Source organism: Ligilactobacillus agilis DSM 20509 (assembly GCF_001436215.1).
In the GTDB taxonomy this organism is placed as follows: Bacteria; Bacillota; Bacilli; order Lactobacillales; family Lactobacillaceae; genus Ligilactobacillus; species Ligilactobacillus agilis.
In genome coordinates this window covers 1-15,721 of record NZ_AYYP01000026.1, presented here as the reverse complement: position 1 = coordinate 15,721, position 15,721 = coordinate 1, and the positions used below count along the sequence as shown (strand labels likewise).

13 protein-coding genes, 1 tRNA gene and 1 pseudogene are annotated in these 15,721 nt (G+C 41.0%); 5 read left to right on the top strand and 10 right to left on the bottom strand.

Features of this window, described 5'->3' with window-relative positions; all coding sequences use genetic code 11:
* Window positions 1-24 precede the first annotated feature (24 nt).
* From FC14_RS04000 to FC14_RS03965, 8 genes and pseudogenes are all read right to left on the bottom strand, one after another.
* Complete coding sequence (locus tag FC14_RS04000; RefSeq protein WP_056976570.1) at window positions 25-288, bottom strand: hypothetical protein; 264 nt, start codon at window positions 286-288, stop codon at window positions 25-27.
* 57 nt (window positions 289-345) lie between these two features.
* Window positions 346-1,086 (bottom strand): amino acid ABC transporter ATP-binding protein, encoded by a 741-nt coding sequence (locus FC14_RS03995; protein WP_050611970.1) that lies wholly within the window; start codon window positions 1,084-1,086, stop codon window positions 346-348.
* On the bottom strand, window positions 1,086-2,540 hold the full coding sequence (locus tag FC14_RS03990; RefSeq protein ID WP_056976569.1) for an amino acid ABC transporter substrate-binding protein/permease: 1,455 nt from the start codon (window positions 2,538-2,540) through the stop codon (window positions 1,086-1,088). The genes FC14_RS03995 and FC14_RS03990 overlap by 1 nt, the downstream gene beginning before the upstream one ends.
* Before the next feature lie 387 nt (window positions 2,541-2,927).
* A tRNA-Gln gene (locus FC14_RS03985) sits at window positions 2,928-3,000 on the bottom strand.
* A gap of 75 nt (window positions 3,001-3,075) precedes the next feature.
* Window positions 3,076-3,727 (bottom strand): annotated as a pseudogene (locus FC14_RS03980) (DNA alkylation repair protein).
* A gap of 105 nt (window positions 3,728-3,832) precedes the next feature.
* Complete coding sequence (gene gtfA / locus FC14_RS03975; RefSeq protein WP_056976568.1) at window positions 3,833-5,275, bottom strand: sucrose phosphorylase; 1,443 nt, start codon at window positions 5,273-5,275, stop codon at window positions 3,833-3,835.
* A 4-nt stretch (window positions 5,276-5,279) separates the two neighbouring features.
* On the bottom strand, window positions 5,280-7,484 hold the full coding sequence (locus FC14_RS03970) for an alpha-galactosidase (RefSeq protein ID WP_056976567.1): 2,205 nt from the start codon (window positions 7,482-7,484) through the stop codon (window positions 5,280-5,282).
* A complete protein-coding gene (locus FC14_RS03965) occupies window positions 7,484-9,415 on the bottom strand; it encodes a sugar MFS transporter (RefSeq protein ID WP_056976566.1) in 1,932 nt (643 codons plus the stop codon). The genes FC14_RS03970 and FC14_RS03965 overlap by 1 nt, the downstream gene beginning before the upstream one ends.
* 240 nt (window positions 9,416-9,655) lie before the next feature.
* Between FC14_RS03965 and FC14_RS03960 the strand changes: the two genes are divergently transcribed.
* The 3 genes from FC14_RS03960 to FC14_RS03950 all read left to right on the top strand — a co-directional run bounded on the left by FC14_RS03960 (window position 9,656) and on the right by FC14_RS03950 (window position 11,713).
* Window positions 9,656-10,486 carry an AraC family transcriptional regulator gene (locus FC14_RS03960; RefSeq protein WP_056976565.1) on the top strand — a complete coding sequence of 277 codons (831 nt, stop codon included), beginning with the start codon at window positions 9,656-9,658 and terminating at the stop codon, window positions 10,484-10,486.
* A gap of 18 nt (window positions 10,487-10,504) precedes the next feature.
* Complete coding sequence (locus tag FC14_RS03955; protein ID WP_056976564.1) at window positions 10,505-11,125, top strand: NAD-dependent epimerase/dehydratase family protein; 621 nt, start codon at window positions 10,505-10,507, stop codon at window positions 11,123-11,125.
* Between the two features lie 81 nt (window positions 11,126-11,206).
* Window positions 11,207-11,713 carry a nucleoside 2-deoxyribosyltransferase gene (locus tag FC14_RS03950; RefSeq protein WP_050611962.1) on the top strand — a complete coding sequence of 169 codons (507 nt, stop codon included), beginning with the start codon at window positions 11,207-11,209 and terminating at the stop codon, window positions 11,711-11,713.
* A 54-nt stretch (window positions 11,714-11,767) separates the two neighbouring features.
* On the opposite strand, the gene pnuC is transcribed toward FC14_RS03950, so the two are convergent.
* Window positions 11,768-12,526: a nicotinamide riboside transporter PnuC gene (pnuC, locus tag FC14_RS03945; RefSeq protein WP_056976563.1), complete on the bottom strand. Its 759-nt coding sequence runs from the start codon at window positions 12,524-12,526 to the stop codon at window positions 11,768-11,770.
* A 242-nt stretch (window positions 12,527-12,768) separates the two neighbouring features.
* Between pnuC and FC14_RS03940 the strand changes: the two genes are divergently transcribed.
* Together FC14_RS03940 and FC14_RS10520 are read left to right on the top strand one after the other, a co-directional pair.
* Window positions 12,769-13,440, top strand: coding sequence for a hypothetical protein (locus FC14_RS03940; RefSeq protein ID WP_056976562.1), 672 nt, complete (start codon window positions 12,769-12,771; stop codon window positions 13,438-13,440).
* On the top strand, window positions 13,424-13,573 hold the full coding sequence (locus FC14_RS10520; protein WP_156655731.1) for a hypothetical protein: 150 nt from the start codon (window positions 13,424-13,426) through the stop codon (window positions 13,571-13,573). The genes FC14_RS03940 and FC14_RS10520 overlap by 17 nt, the downstream gene beginning before the upstream one ends.
* Window positions 13,574-14,136: 563 nt before the next feature.
* On the opposite strand, the gene FC14_RS03930 is transcribed toward FC14_RS10520, so the two are convergent.
* The gene (locus tag FC14_RS03930) at window positions 14,137-15,546 is read right to left on the bottom strand and encodes a C69 family dipeptidase (protein WP_056976561.1); all 1,410 of its coding nucleotides are present in this window, start codon (window positions 15,544-15,546) and stop codon (window positions 14,137-14,139) included.
* Window positions 15,547-15,721: the final 175 nt, after the last annotated feature.

Genomic DNA, 15,721 nt, shown 5'->3' with positions numbered 1-15,721 from the left:
TTGTTAAACACTACTAAAGCTAAATTAATCATCCAAATCACGTTCAATATCAAGCCCATATAAATTACTTACCGGATGGTCTTCATCGGCTTGATGAACTACTAGAATTGCAATTGCGCCCTTGCTAGAAACGTAGCCCGCAAATTGAGCCACCTCTTCTACCACATAGGCTAACCCATCCGTGTTGTAGATATATTCACCGACTTTAGGCATACTTTCAAAAAAGGTCTTATTCATCTTGTAGTAATCCCCGTTTTGATCATGCATCACTAAAATTACCTTTATCATGCAAAAACTCCTCTCGAAAAAAGGCCACCTTCCCCTCGGGTCCGGCAGCCTTATTACTTAAACGTTAATAACTTTATCTAGGAACGCTTTCGTCCGGTCATGTTGGGGATGGTCGAAGACTGCTTCTGGCTTGCCTTCCTCTACTACGTAACCATCAGCCATAAAGACAACCCGGTCAGCCACTTCTTTAGCAAAGCCCATTTCGTGAGTAACTACCACCATCGTCATCCCATTTTTGGCCAATTCTTTCATAACCTCTAATACGTCGCCAACCATTTCTGGGTCAAGCGCACTAGTTGGTTCGTCAAACAACATCACATCCGGATTCATCGCTAAAGCCCGGGCAATGGCTACCCGTTGCTTTTGTCCCCCAGAAAGAGACGCTGGCATTGCATCGAATTTGTCGGATAATCCAACTGTTTCTAATAACTGCCGCGCTTCAGTTTCAGCAGTTTGCCGGTCCATTTTTCCTAGTTCGACTGGGGCTAACATAATATTTTCGCCTACAGTCATGTTATTGAACAAGTTAAAATGTTGGAACACCATCCCAATATTTTCGCGTGCCTTATCAATATTAGTCGATGGTAAACTAATATCTTGACCATCAATCACAATTGAACCGCTGGTTGGTTCTTCCAGCTTATTTAAGCATCGTAACAGCGTACTCTTCCCCGAACCAGACGGCCCGATTAAAACGACCACTTCGTTATTGGCAACTTTAAAGTCAATCCCCTTTAAAACATGGTTCGAACCATAACTTTTTTGTAAGTTTGTTACATCAACCTTATATTCTGTCATTAGTTCTTCATCCTCCGTTCAATCCATTTTGAAATCAATGTCAAGATAGTTATCATTAGCAAGTAAATAACGGCAATGATTGCCCACATTCTGAATCCTTGTAAGTTTCTAGCGATAATAATCTTACCAGTTTGGGTTAATTCTAAGATTCCAATTACCGATAGAATTGAAGTATCTTTCAGGGTGATAATAAATTGGTTAATAAATGATGGAACCATCAATTTAATCCCCTGTGGTAACACAACCTTCTTCATGGCTTTACCAAATGGCAAACCTAAACTACGAGCTGCTTCCATCTGTCCATGGTCTACCGACTCAATTCCACCTTTTACGAAGGCGCCGATATATGCTCCTTCATTTAAGGTCAAGGTAATAACCCCCGCAATGAAAGCAGGAACTTTAGTACCGGTTAAACTTGGAACCCCGTTATAGATGAAGAGTGCCAACACGATTAATGGTAACCCACGGAAAATGTAGATTACAGTGGTAGAGATTCCTTGGGCTAACTTATTAGGAACCACCCCTAATAAACCAATAATCACCCCAAAGATAGTTGCAAACACAATCCCAACAATTGTTAACCAAAGGGTTTCCAAAACCCCATGCCATAACGTGGTTTTATTTTGCTTTAGTAAGCCCATAATTGTATATTCGCTGTGTCCACTAGCTGCATTCTTCTTATCGGCCAAGGCCTTCTTACCCGTATACTTGGCAATGATCTTGTCATAAGTACCGTTCTTCTTGAGGGCAGCCAAGCCATGATTGAACTTGGCTAGTAATTCCTGGTTGGCACCTTTTTTAACAGCAAAACCATAATCGCCCGTATTAGTTGGCTTTGTCACAATTTTTAGTCCCAGGCCAGTCTTAACTCCGTATTCTAACACCGCGGAATCTTCAAAACAGGCGGCCGCGTTACCTGTTTTAACATCATCGTACATATTGTCTGAATCATCAAAGGTTACCGTCTTAAAGCCGTACTTCTTTTTAATTGAGTTAGCATAATCGGCTCCTGAAGTCCCGGTCTTAATTGCGACTTTCTTCCCCTTCAAGTCGGTTAGCTTAGTAACCCCACTACCAGGCTTGACTGCCATCACAATCCCAGATGAGTAGTAAGGCGTTGAAAAGTCAAACGTCTTCTTTCTTTCATTGGTAATGGTCATTCCGGCAATCATTCCGTCTACCTGCCCAGCTTGGACTGCTTGAATAGCAGCGTTAAAGCCGATTGGTTTAATTTCAACTTTAAAACCTTCTTCTTTAGCTACCGCCTTAATTAAATCCATATCAATCCCGACATATTTATTGTCTGCATTTGCGTAAACAAATGGGGGAAAAGTCACATCAGTTGCAATCGTATATGTTTTTTCGGCCGCTAAGACTTGCTCGGGCTTGGCAACAAGCGTTGTAATAAATGTTATTCCCAACAAGAAACTAAGCCAAATGAAAAATTTCTTCATAATTTCATGTTCCCCTTGTCTTTTATTAGTATATAAAATATTATAGCACACCTTTGTAATAAAATGGTACATATTCTCATTTTATCACTCTTTAAAAAGTTACATTTCAAGCAAAAATCCCGTTATATCAAAGTTTTATCAGCAAGAGCTTTTATTATTTTTTACTAATTTTAAGCGTAACAGCCCTTAAAAAACTCAATTCATGTTAGGTCGCAATTTAGCATAAACCCTTTAAAACCAAGGTTTATTCAGGTTAGTTGTATTTACATATAAAAGTAATAAAATATAACATTAAAATAAAATTAATTTTTATCATTAATCCTTCTTAGGCAAACCAAAAAAAGACCCTAGCCTCTTTCAAAAGCTAGGGTCTCAAAATATGAGTCATTGGGCATACAGGGTTCGAACCTGTAAATTATGGATTCAGAGTCCACTGCCTTACCAATTTGGCGAATGCCCAAAATCATTAACTCCATTATTATAGTATCTAACAATTCGTTCGTCAATAAGAGATTTTAGATTTATTGACGAACACTTACCTTAAATACTTACTTGCTTCCCGCAGACTTAGTTTAGCCAAGCCATTTTTCCTACTTGCAAGAAACTCTTTGACCCATGGTGGGTTAGTTTTAGAATAATCACGCAAAGCCCAGCCTATCGCCTTATTAATAAAAAACTCTCCCCCTATTCAAATTGTTATCAATAATTTTGGCCAACAGTTCTTGCTTAGTCTTTTCCTTTCTGCCTCGTTGGTGATCAATCGCTATGCGTCGCAGCCAAAAATCGCTAGCCTGGGACCAGTCCAACATTAGCTGGTCTACTCGCTTATCACTAAGCCCAATTTGGCCAATGACAGTATCCAAGACATCAATCGTATCCCACCATTGCTTGGTTTGCACATACAACTCCAACCGCTTTAAATCAGCGTAAACCAACTGTCCTTGCATCGCTTTCAAATAGTCACAAACAAAGTATTGGTATTCCCTTTGCTCAGCATCCAAAAAGTCCCACTCAACTTTAGCCGCCCGCTTAGTAGCCTTGATTAAATTTTGGGTCAGGCTCCTGCGCTGTGGAGTCTTAATTCCGTAGAACTTGAATTGATTGCGCATATACGCCGCCTGCCCACGCGCCATCTCCTTGTCGGCATTAGCTTCTAAAAGTGCCTTTAAGTCTGCAAATTGTCCCATCTCTTCACCTCTTAGAAATTGCTTTTCTTTTAGTATAATACCAAAATAAGGCCACTAACGTAGCAAAACTTTTAGCTACGTTAGTGACCTTAAGCTATTTTTTACCTATTCAAAGGTTACAAGTTGGTCGTTAACCTTAACTTGATAAGCGTTGGTTTTTAGGTTAGCCGTTAGGACCGCCGTCCGTGTCTTGGCCTTATTTTGTCGTTTAATCACAATTTCACTTTGACTTGGACAAGTAACATCAATTGTGCCCTCCAAGTCAAAGGCTGCTTCACGGTTACGGAAGCTGAGAAGTTTCAATAACGCAGCTACTACCGGCCGCTTAATCTCAGCATTAACCTCGGCGCGACTATAGTAATGGCGGTTAATATTGCGCCCTTCCTTGGTCTTTTCTAGCAACTCGATGTCATTTTCACCAGCTAGTAAACCAACGTAGTAGACTTGCGGAATTCCTGGTGCAAATACCTGCAACAACCGGGCTAAGAAATATTTTTGGTCGTCATTTCCCAAGGCAGAATAATAAGTAGTATTTATTTGGTAAATATCCAGATTATGATATTCAGCGCTAGAATACTTCTTCTTAACGTTAGCCCCAACTTGGTAAAGTTCTTGACTAGTATACTCGATTTCAGCAGGACTTAAAATATCACGAGCATCTACCACCCCAATCCCGTCATGGGTATCCAAGGTAGTAAATTGCTTCATGGGACTCATCTTTAACCACTTAGCTAACTGGGCTGTTTTCCCACTATAAAGCGAATACAGAGTCACCATTGGTAAGACAAAGTCATAGACAAAGTAACCATGCTCTGCAATCTTAAATGGTAATGAATAATGCTCATGAATTTCCGGTAAAATCTCGCCGTGCCCTGCAAGATCAGCCTTAACCTTAGCCAGCAAATCCCAAATTTCTGGCTCAACAAAAAAGTCATTGCTATCTAATTTTTTAACCGCGTATGCAAACGCATCTAACCTAATAATGTCTGCACCTTGTGCGCATAAAAAGCGTAACGTGTCTTTGATAAACTTCTGTGTGACTTCACTAGTAACATCTAAATCAATTTGTTCTTCACCAAAGGTGTTCCACAATTTCTCACGTTGCCCATTAGCAAAGGTAATTTCTTGATAAGGGGCCCGGTCCTTACGCTTATAAATCAAATCAACGTCTTCCTTGGTTGGACGTCCTTCGGGCCAAAACTTATCCCAACTTAAGAATAGTTCTGCGTAAGCACTAGCCGAACCCTTAGCTTGAAAATCTTTGTAATAACGCGATTGCCGGGAAATATGATTGATCATAAAATCAAACATCAAGTAGTAACGTTTACCTAGCTTTTTGACATCCGCCCAATCACCAAATTCAGGGGCCACTTGCTGATAATCAACTGGTGCAAACCCGCGGTCTCCGGTTGATGGGAAAAACGGCAGTAAATGAACCCCACCGATTGCTTCGCCAAAGTCATCTGTCAATACTTCAGTTAACTCTTTAATGTTCTTACCCAAACTATCTGGGTAGGTAATCAACATTACTTTATTTTCAAGTGCCATTCAACTACTCCTCCGTCACTGCTTCAAATAGGTAGGTTTGACTAGCAAAGTCATGCCGAACAACTGGATCATAAAAACCTAGATTCATCAATTCATCGCCGCCATAAACCTGACCCGTCGCCAAATTACGATAGCATTTATCCTTATCTAACCCGGCTAGCTTAGTCTTAGTTAGGTATGGTTGAGCCTGGGCTAAGACGTTAAAGACCGCCACAAAAACCTGCTTTTTATCAGCGGAAACAAAGTTCCAAGCGGCTTGATTACTATCTAGTGGACTCTTAAGGCGATAGAATTTACCCTCAAGTACTAATGCGCGCATTTGGTTATAGGCAGCAATCTGCTCTTTAACTGCAGCTTTTTCAGCAGAAGTCAACTTAGTTAAATCAAGCTCATAACCAAAGACCGCACTCATTGCAGCCGCCCCACGTGTTTCAAATGGGGTAACCCTGCCAGTCTGATGATTAGGCACTGCGGAAACATGAGCTGTCATCATTGAAGGTGGGAAGGCTAAGCTCGTTCCCATTTGAATTGTTAGGCGGGCTAAGGCATCGGTATTATCACTCGTCCAAATTTGTGGCATGTAGTAGGCTACCCCTGCGTCGAAGCGGCCGCCCCCACCAGAACAACCTTCGAATAAAACATCTGGGAATTTAGCAGTCAACCGTTCCATCAAGTCATAATAGCCTAAGACATAGCGGTGGTAAACTTCTCCTTGCCGATCTGCAGGTAAGCTTAGTGAATAAATATCGGATAAGTGCCGATTCATATCCCACTTAACATAATCAACTTGACCTTGACTCAAAATTGTCGCTACTTGTTCGACCACGTTGTCGCGAACTTCTGCTTGGCACAAATCCAAGATGTATTGACTTCTTGAAGGACTTGGAGCCCGGTTAGGGACTTGCATCAGATACTCTGGGTGTTGGCGATACAAGTCTGAATCGTAGGAAATCATCTCTGGTTCAAACCATAAACCAAATTTAAGCCCCTGGTTATGAACATAATCAGCAAAGTGGCCTAACCCTTGCGGGAATTTTTTAGCGAAGACTTGCCAATCACCTAGGCTACTATAATCGTCATCACGATGACCAAACCAACCATCATCTAAGACAAACATTTCAATTCCGAGTTGCTTAGCTTCAGCTACAATTGGTTTAAGCTTCTCTTCATCAAAGTCAAAGTAGGTAGCCTCCCAGTTATTAACCACAATTGGTCGCTTTAAGTCACGATACTTAGACCTAACCACCCGCTTGCTGATTAATTGGTGGAAAGTTTGACTCATCTTGTTTAACCCTTGGTCGGAGTAAGCCATTAACACTTCTGGCGTTTGGAAGCTTTGTGCAGGCTCTAACTTCCAAGTAAAGTTATAGTCATTAATTCCTACTAACAGTCTAAGCTGAGCTAGTTGATCTTTTTCAAGGCTAAACTTATGGTTACCCGAATAAACAAAGTTAAAGCCGTAAGCATCACCGCTAAATTCATCGGTTTGTTTATCAACTAAGGCAATAAACGGACTTATCTGGTGACTGGAAGTTCCCCGCCGGGATTCAAAACTTTGCACTCCAAAGGAAACAGGACGCCGTTCTGGATGCCGCTCGTTAACGTGCGCTCCCGGTAAAGAAATAACTTCAAAGTCGCGGTCAACAAAATCCAACTGCATGGAGGCCACTTTTTCTAACTGTACCGCTTGGGTCCCATTGTTTACCACCTTAACGGAACGGGTAATTACAGGCAAGGCCCGGTAAATAGTGTAACTTAATTGATAGTCCAATCCAGTTACTTCGTCTCGTAAAGTGATTACTAACGTTTCAGCTTCGGAATCGTCTTCAACGTAAGCTGCAGGAAGACCAGCCAACTTAGGTTTACCTTCTAAAACAGTGTAACCTACGTACTGTAAATTTAATGCATTAGCTCCGTCTGCTTGCCGGACCACAGTTGCCGGCAAATGGTAATCCATTTCGCCCGCACTACTGTATTCCCTTGGAAGGGTATCCTTAGAAAAAGTCCGGTCATCACTTCCAGGTAAGTTACCAGAAAAACCACGATCTACCCGGGGATAAGTTAACTGTCCGTGATAGCCCCTAACCCGCTTACCAAAGTACAAGTGGCTTAAAGTTTGGCCAGCTTCTACCGTTAGTAAATAAGAAATTTGCTCATTGTATAAATGAAAAATTTGTTGTTGTTCATCAACTTCAATTAGTTTTGTCATTATCCTTCACCTCGTTTAAGTTCCATTACCGTAGTTAAAGCTTCAACTGAACTTGCTGGTGCAAGTGTTAATTGAAAGTCTGTAAAACTTTGACTATTGGTTACCGTCACAATTACCGTGTCGTCTAACCCTGCTTTTTGAATGGTTGGTTGCCAGAATTCAAGTAATTGGTCACCTTTTTTCACCCGTTGATTCGTATCAACATAGGAGATAAAGCCGGTTCCTTTCAAAGCGACGGTACCTAACCCAACGTGGATTAACATTACCACGCCGTTGTCACCAACCAAACCAACAGCGTGTCTTGTCGTAAAGACCTGTCTTACCGTAGCATCGAATGGGGCGTAAACCTTACCGTCACTTGGTTTAATTGCAAATCCTTGACCAAGACCCCCCATAGCAAAGGTAGGATCGTTAACCTCAGCCAACGGCATTAATTGCCCGGCGATTGGACTGGCAAGTTTAAGTGTCTTAGCAGCAACTTGGCTTGTAGCTTCGACATCAGTTTCCTTTAAATCTTTTCCCCAAGTCTTTTCAAGTTCGGCCACGATTTCTGCGTGCTTAGCTTCAGTTAAGATAATCTTCTTCCAAAAGATTACGATAGCAATTACCATCATTAAGGCGGGCACTGCAAACATCATCAACTTGAAATTAGTTCTTCCGGCAGCCGTAATTGTCGAAGCGCTAGCTCCGGTTGTCATCCCAGCCATGATTGCAATTTGACCAACAACCCCGTTAGAAACAGCTCCACCAAACTTATCAATTAAGGGACGAATTGATAAGGAGAGGGATTCGTCACGGTGACCTAACTTCCATTGACCGTATTCAACTGAATCAGTGATAATCATTAATACTACCAAGAAAACAATTTGTTGTGGAAAGGCAAATAACACTGCTGAAGCCAATACCATTAACAAGTTACTACCCGAAAGTGCAAATAATCCAATCGCAATCAACATGGTGGTTAATGAACCTGTGAAGACTGCTCGTCTTGAGAACCGCTTTGACAAAACTGGGAATAAGGCTGCCGCCATCATCCCTAAAAAGATATTGATCGTTGATAAAATTGAAAATGAGGTTGGTTTGCCCATAATGTAGGTAAAGTAATATACCTCTAGAGAACATAAAATATTATTACCCACTCCATAAAAGAGGTACGCAATCGCAATCCATAGTAATTGGTCATTTTGAGCAACCGCCTTTAAAACGCCAAAGACCCCGACAGTATCTTCTTTATTTTCCCGAATTTCACTATTTACCTCCCGGGTAAATAAACCAACACACCAAGCGGATACTAAAGCAATCGTACAGATAATCGCTGCAAAGACAAACCAGCCTTGGTTATCCCCTGAAGTCGTCTTGGTAGCTGAAAAGTAGATAACCGCTGGCATAACTAGCACACCAACAAGGCCCCCACCAATTGTAGAACCAAAGCGCGCAAACGTTGCTGTTTTTTCCCGTTCCCGTGAATCGGTTGTTAACGATGGTAACATTGACCAAAAACCAACATCCTTAAAGGAATAAAAAATATCCATCGTAATGTACATAATGGCAAAAACAACTAAGTAAACAAAGGCGTTCTTAGCGTATAATCCACCTAAGCTCGTAAATAATAGCAATAATAATAGCGCGGAGATAGTCCCACCAATAACAACCCAAGGTCTAAAGTGGCCCCACTTGGTCTTAGTCCGGTCGATAGCGTTTCCAATAAAAGGGTCAATAAACAACTCAACAATACGCAAGATCATGATAATCAAAGTTACCAGTGAAATCATGTGGTTATCCAAGGCTTTATTACCGGTGTTAAATAAGTGTGACGTGATAAAAACAATTAAGTAACCTGACAGTAAGCCATAAAAGGCGTCATTACCAAATGCCCCAAAAGCATAGGCAAGCCGTTGCCCCATACTCATCTTTTTATTAGTTGTTGACATAACTTAGCCTCCAAATTTAAATCTAATTTCCTACTCGTGATCACACTTATAATATAACGGTTACATTTAACTAAAGCCATGGTCGTAAATTTCTATTATTTGCCAATTTACCTAGTATACAAATTGACATATTCGTTGTATAATCCTTGTTAATAAAAGAATAGTTTACTAGTGATTTAATTATTTTGACATTTTATAGATAGTAATTTTAATAGTAAATTTTTAGTTAAGGAAGAAATAATGAATAACGAATACCACACTCTTAGTCAAAACGGAATTGAAAGTAACATCTTGTTTTTTGGGCAGGAAAAATGTCAACCCGGCTACGCCTTTCGCGGAAATAATATTCGAGACAACTATGTCCTCCACTATATTTTAGCCGGCCAAGGAGATTTTTCGGTTGCCGGTCACAAGACCGTTAGCCTAAAGGCAGGCGATTTTTTCTTACTTCCTAAGGGAGTAGCCTGTTTTTACCAAGCCAGCTTTACCAATCCTTGGCATTATGCATGGATTGGGTTAACTGGGATTAAGATTGCCAATATTTTTGCAGCTTCTAAGCTAGCGGGAAACTACTACCTCAAAGCCACCGGCCAATCTAACTTTACTAAAAGCTTTCAAAGGTTGTTTGAGGTCCTCCACCAAAAAACTAGTCTGGCTAACAATTTATTAGTTGAAAACTTGACTTACGAGATGTTTTACCACCTCGTAACCGAATTTCCCCACACTAACACCGCCCCTAGCCAAAATCGACCCGCCCAACAATTTGAACTTGCCGTCCGTTACTTAGAAAATAATTACACCTATAACTGTACCATTGAAGACCTTTGTGTCTCCTTATCGCTTTCACGTAGCTATATTTATAACTTGTTTCAAAAATTTGCACACACGAGTCCCCAAAAGTTGTTGACCCAAATGCGGATGGAAGATGCCAAAAGTAAATTGACCTCCAGTAACCAAAGTATCCAAGAGATTGCCGACCTCGTTGGCTACCATGATACCTTCACTTTTTCTAAGGCCTTTAAGCGTTACAGTGGTTACAGTCCGTCCACTTACCGTAAGCATTTTTCTTAACTTATGGAGGAAATTTAAATGAAAATTACAGTCGCAGGGGGAACCGGCCTAGTTGGCCAAAGCATTTTGACAGAGCTTAGGCACCACCCCGAATATGAACTACACAGCCTGTCACGAACTGGCCGGCGGCCAACCTCTATTCCAGGCGTTACTTACCACGCCGTCAACTTACTAGCCGATACGTCATGGCAGCAACTAATTGAAACTTCTGACTGGGTTATTGACTGTGTCGGCATTTTATTTGAGAATCGCCGTAAACAAATAACCTACCAGACTAGTATCGTCTTACCTGCTAAAAAACTCATTGACACTCTTGCTAACACCTCCGGTAACTTCCTTTATGTTTCTGCTAACTACGCCCCCTTTTTCCTAAAGGATTACCTGGCGACTAAAAAGGAAGTTGAACTTTACGCTTACAGTCGCTTGGGCCAGCGGGCCGTTTGCGCTTTTCCTGGAATTGTTTATTCTAAAAAGCGGCTTAGTAATTATTACCCGGCCCGCATCATCGCTAACCTAATAAGGACTAGGTGCTTTAACTGGCTAACTAAGATTCGCCCCATTAGCAGCCAGGCCTTTGCCCACGAAATCTTAAACATTATCACCGGCTTACCTTCACCCTTACGCAAACGAATTCCCTAATTTCCCGGAAAATACTAATTAACCTTAGTGGCTAATCATGCTAAACTTAGTTTAGATTATTATTGAAAGGAAGTTTTCACTTTGAAAAATACCGACCCAGTTGCTAACACTAAAATTTACCTGGCTACCAGCTTCTTCAACGAAGAACAACGTGCCCGCATCCCTCAAGCTCTAGCCCAACTAGAAGCCAACCCGACTGTCGGCGTTGTTCACCAGCCATTCGATTTCCAATATAAAGATGCACGCGTAGACTCCGATCCTGCCGGCGTCTTTGGCAGCCTCGAATGGCAAATTGCCACTTACAATAACGACCTCAACGCGGTAGGAACTTCCGATGTCTGCGTTGCTTTATACGATATGGACCAAATTGACGAAGGAATTTGTATGGAAATCGGCATGTTCGTCGCCCTCCATAAACCTATCGTTTTACTACCTTTTACTAAGAAAGATAAGTCTGCTTATGAAGCTAACCTAATGCTAGCACGGGGTGTAACTACCTGGTTGGAACCTAATGACTTTAGTCCCTTAAAAGACTTTAACTTTAACCACCCAATGGCTCAACCTTTCCCACCATTCAAGGTTTTCTAACTAACCTAAAAAATTACCCAGTAAGAATTTAGCACTATTCTTACTGGGTAATTTTTATTCAGCTAACCTAAACCAGCCTTTACGGCTAAACAAGGCATACATATCGTTTAAAAAGAATACACTGTAACTAAAAATCAAAGCAAAGTTGCCGTCACCTTGAAGCATCGTTTGAACCCACAATGCAATCGTAAACAGGGATGCTAGCGTCCACACAAAGAACTGCTCCCTTTTCCGGTTTAATTCTAACAAGGAACCGGTAATTGCCATTGCTAGGTTTAAACTATCCAAAAAGACCCGCGGATCGCTTGTCAAACTAAAAAGTAGGTAGGTTATTAACCAAGTTACGAGGAAAAATAGGCCATATTTAATCCACTCAAGTCCTGATTCAAATTTTTCCACTTGAATGTCATCATTCCACTTAGGATCTAAGATACAAAATAAATCCAAAAAGATTAAATACCCTAATTGTTCAAAGGCTGTGGCGTAATTACCGGCAATAAAGCCCGTCGTTGCAATCGCTAAGGCCGAAATTGCCCCGGCCCAGCCCTGAATTCCTGACCGGTTAGAAATTCCGATTACACAAGCAACTGAGAGGTTGCCCCCAATAAAAGCAATTACCGCTAGTAGCGGCGTTTGCTTAAAGGACTGTCCTAAAGAAATAACTTGCAAGATAAAGTTAAAGCCTAACAACCCATAAGAAAATCTTCCCCAGCCTTGGCATTGTTGCCATAACCACGCAAAGTAGCCCTTTCTAAAAATATTTTTTGAATAACTGCTAAAATTAGTTAAAACGTCATAGTAACGTGCAAACATCTTCTCTTACCCTTCATGCTAAATTTGACCAAGCTTAGTCCAGTTTTGCAAAACAACGTGCTTAATTATACCCAAGGTTTAGTGTAAATACAAGCCTATACCTACTACATATTGTATTCTATTTTTAGAATAGCACTATATTTTGTGCAAAATCCTTTTACTAACATCCTTATTTTCCCTAGACAGACCAGCAATTTGACCTTATACTTTTAACTAGAAACTTTTAGCAAACGAGGTTAATTATGGCAAAAAAGAAACTCAGTAATAAAAAATTACTTCACCAAAAAAAGGCTAACGAACGAAAAGTAACTGGTATTAAAAAGACGGACAGTGCAATCACTCCTATGAACTTTATCTCCCAAGAACAGTTCATAAGTGAAGCAACTAAGCTGTTACAAAAGGTTAAGCAAAGTGACAATCCGACTAATATCGCCACTTTCCCAGCCCAACTTTACCCTGAACGCAAAGCTTTGGCCCGGCTTTTGCAAGGCTACATCTTAGCGGATGCTAACTTAAAGGTTACTGACCAATTAACCAACCTTACCGACTACCAAAATCAAAATATCCTCGTCCGCGGCTTAGTCGTCGACTTCATTCCAGGTGCTAGCGACGAAGAAGGTCGTTTGGTTATTCAAGCTCCAACTATCATTGCCCACAACAAGGACGGTCAAACCAGTTGGAATTATTTAACGGAGCCACTAGCACTAGCCCCTAGCTACCAATTGGCTTTAAAGGATATTCTCTCAGCCAGTGACAATGTGCGTGTAAGTATTGGGGACTACATCATTTTAGACACCCTTGTTACCGCTAAAGAAACTCTTAGTCAAATTGCAATTGTCGATAGTGGGCTAATTATCACCACTAAATACGGTTTCAACACCTTGGATAGCATTTCGAGTGCCTTTCCTCTTTGAATTTACCGACTTACCAAATGAACCTGGTCAATGGGGCTTAGTCTTGAATAACGAAGGCCTTACCTACTGGAGTCCACTTGCTTCTAGAAGTGAACAGGTCGACCCTAAACACCTAGCTGAATTCAATAACTAAAAAAAAACAGGCTGTAAGAGTAAGCAACCATTTGCCCTCACAGCCTGTTTTAATTTATTGATAATCGTGTTTTTTATAATTCAGCTAAGAATTTAGCTTAAGCAATGCTTACAGCCAGTCTACCTTTTCATCCCTAAATTGGGGACTATTTGCCGACATTTGGTAAGGATTATAGTTATCACTTTTGCAGCCATATTCTTTTAGAAACTGAACTCTATTATCCCTTGTCCACTTAAGCAGCGAAATTCCATCGAATTCCGTAACTTCGCTGTTTTTCATTTGACATTTAAACTGCCATTCAACCACAGTTTGATTTTGCTTATGGAAAAACTGATCAATCTCCCAGGAAAGTACGGTTCCACGCGTGTTCCATTCGTCAAACCAGTGCTTAATTTCTGCATTACCGTGATACTTAGGTCCTCAGCTTTCAACATAAACAGCATCAGCCGTAAAAAGCTTCAAAATTCCTAAATCTTTCTTTTGCAGCCACATCTGAAACCATAACCGAATGAGTTCTTCCCTTTGATTCACAACTAACTACCTCGCTAAGTTAAACATACCAACTAATCGAGTAAATCATATTTAAGTTGCATATGTGCATGTCCTTCTTCAACCATCTTCCCCAAAAGTTCAACCGTATTAGCAAAGGTTAGATCTGCCATCTTTTGGTTAGCCTTAGTTAAGCAGGTTTGTAGTTGGGCACCTTGTAATTCTTGAGCCAGTTTATCTGTTTGGTGTTGAATTCGATAGCAAGCAGCTACGGTTTTTTGTTCAAATGCACTCTCTAGCTCACCGTAAAGCTTAAAGTTAGTATCACCCAACTGCGACATTAACTTATTCAACCAAAAAATACTTTGCAAATTGAATTTTGAGCCTGTGTCCCTAAAAGAAGCAGGAGTATCCACAATGTTAGTGTAAAATGGCACCATTGCATTAAATGTGTTAGGCCCAAAACCAAGCCACTGCACACCCGCTAACCCAGCCGGCACATCATTGCGGATTTGTAAAATATGCGTTTCAAAATTACGGTTGATTCCAATTGGACGAAAGCGTTTCTTTTCCGCCGCTGTACCTTGGTCTCCATAGACATCGTACGGAGTATTTTGATAATGCGAGGCCATCAAAAACATAATGTCGTCAACACTAATTTTACGGTCGGCATGTACAATAAACGGCTGATCTTGATCTAGCGGGGTGGTTTGTAAGTTAGAATCAAAGTAGTGTTGAACGTACCAAGCACGCGGATTATTATAATGAGTATCCTTAACAGTTGCACTGCCAAATATGTGACGTAAATTATAACCTTCGAAATCTGGATTAAGTTTATAGTCAGCGATTATAGTCTGCAGATCTGCCGAGGCCATAAAATCAGGTGACTCAAAGTCAAACTCGTCAATATTAAAGCGGTTAGGAGCCACAACGTAAGCATCATCTGGAATTCTTCTAGCAGCCCAATGATGTCCACCAATCGTCTCTAAATACCAAATCTCATCTTTGTCAGAAAAGGCCATGCCGTTCATTTCATAGGTCCCATATTTTGCCAGTAACTCACCTACACGCAAGACCCCCTCACGCGCACTATGAATGTATGGAAGCGTAAGGGTAACAAAGTCTTCTTCGCCTAAGCCGTCATCGACTAAGAGTGGGTCAATCCCTTGAATCCGTGCATTAGTCGTAATCGTTTCAGTCGCCGTCATTGCAACATTTTCTTCATTAATCCCAGCTGCGGCCCACACCCCATACTTGCCATGTGCGTCTGGAACGCTGGTATACCGTAAAGGTTCACCAGGCAATTCAACCTCACAGCCAGTAAGGACACTCTTATAGTGGCGCGGTTGATCCTCAGGTAAGACCACCTTAAAACTTTCAGGTAAGATTTCTCTGCCCCCATCTTCACTGCGCGCAATCAGTGTCGAGCCATCAAGTGAGGCCTTCTTTCCTACTAAAATTGTAGTACATTCAGCTACTTTCATAAAACTTCACCTCTTATGGATATTCACCTACTCATTATACACCCATTCGCTAATCCTACTTAAAAAATAACCGAACCCTAGATAATCCTTAACTGGGTTAACCTAGGGTTCGTTATTAATAACTAACTGAAACTTGAAAGCAAAAAAGAGCATAAAAATTCTCTATTCTCTTGAT

Bases quoted from the DNA above. Each gene is read 5' to 3' on its own strand.
- FC14_RS04000 (WP_056976570.1), bottom strand. From the start codon at position 288: ATGATAAAGGTAATTTTAGTGATGCATGATCAAAACGGGGATTACTAC.
- FC14_RS03995 (WP_050611970.1), bottom strand. From the start codon at position 1,086: ATGACAGAATATAAGGTTGATGTAACAAACTTACAAAAAAGTTATGGT.
- FC14_RS03990 (WP_056976569.1), bottom strand. From the start codon at position 2,540: ATGAAGAAATTTTTCATTTGGCTTAGTTTCTTGTTGGGAATAACATTT.
- gtfA (WP_056976568.1), bottom strand. From the start codon at position 5,275: ATGGCACTTGAAAATAAAGTAATGTTGATTACCTACCCAGATAGTTTG.
- FC14_RS03970 (WP_056976567.1), bottom strand. From the start codon at position 7,484: ATGACAAAACTAATTGAAGTTGATGAACAACAACAAATTTTTCATTTA.
- FC14_RS03965 (WP_056976566.1), bottom strand. From the start codon at position 9,415: ATGTCAACAACTAATAAAAAGATGAGTATGGGGCAACGGCTTGCCTAT.
- FC14_RS03960 (WP_056976565.1), top strand. From the start codon at position 9,656: ATGAATAACGAATACCACACTCTTAGTCAAAACGGAATTGAAAGTAAC.
- FC14_RS03955 (WP_056976564.1), top strand. From the start codon at position 10,505: ATGAAAATTACAGTCGCAGGGGGAACCGGCCTAGTTGGCCAAAGCATT.
- pnuC (WP_056976563.1), bottom strand. From the start codon at position 12,526: ATGTTTGCACGTTACTATGACGTTTTAACTAATTTTAGCAGTTATTCA.
- FC14_RS03940 (WP_056976562.1), top strand. From the start codon at position 12,769: ATGGCAAAAAAGAAACTCAGTAATAAAAAATTACTTCACCAAAAAAAG.
- FC14_RS03930 (WP_056976561.1), bottom strand. From the start codon at position 15,546: ATGAAAGTAGCTGAATGTACTACAATTTTAGTAGGAAAGAAGGCCTCA.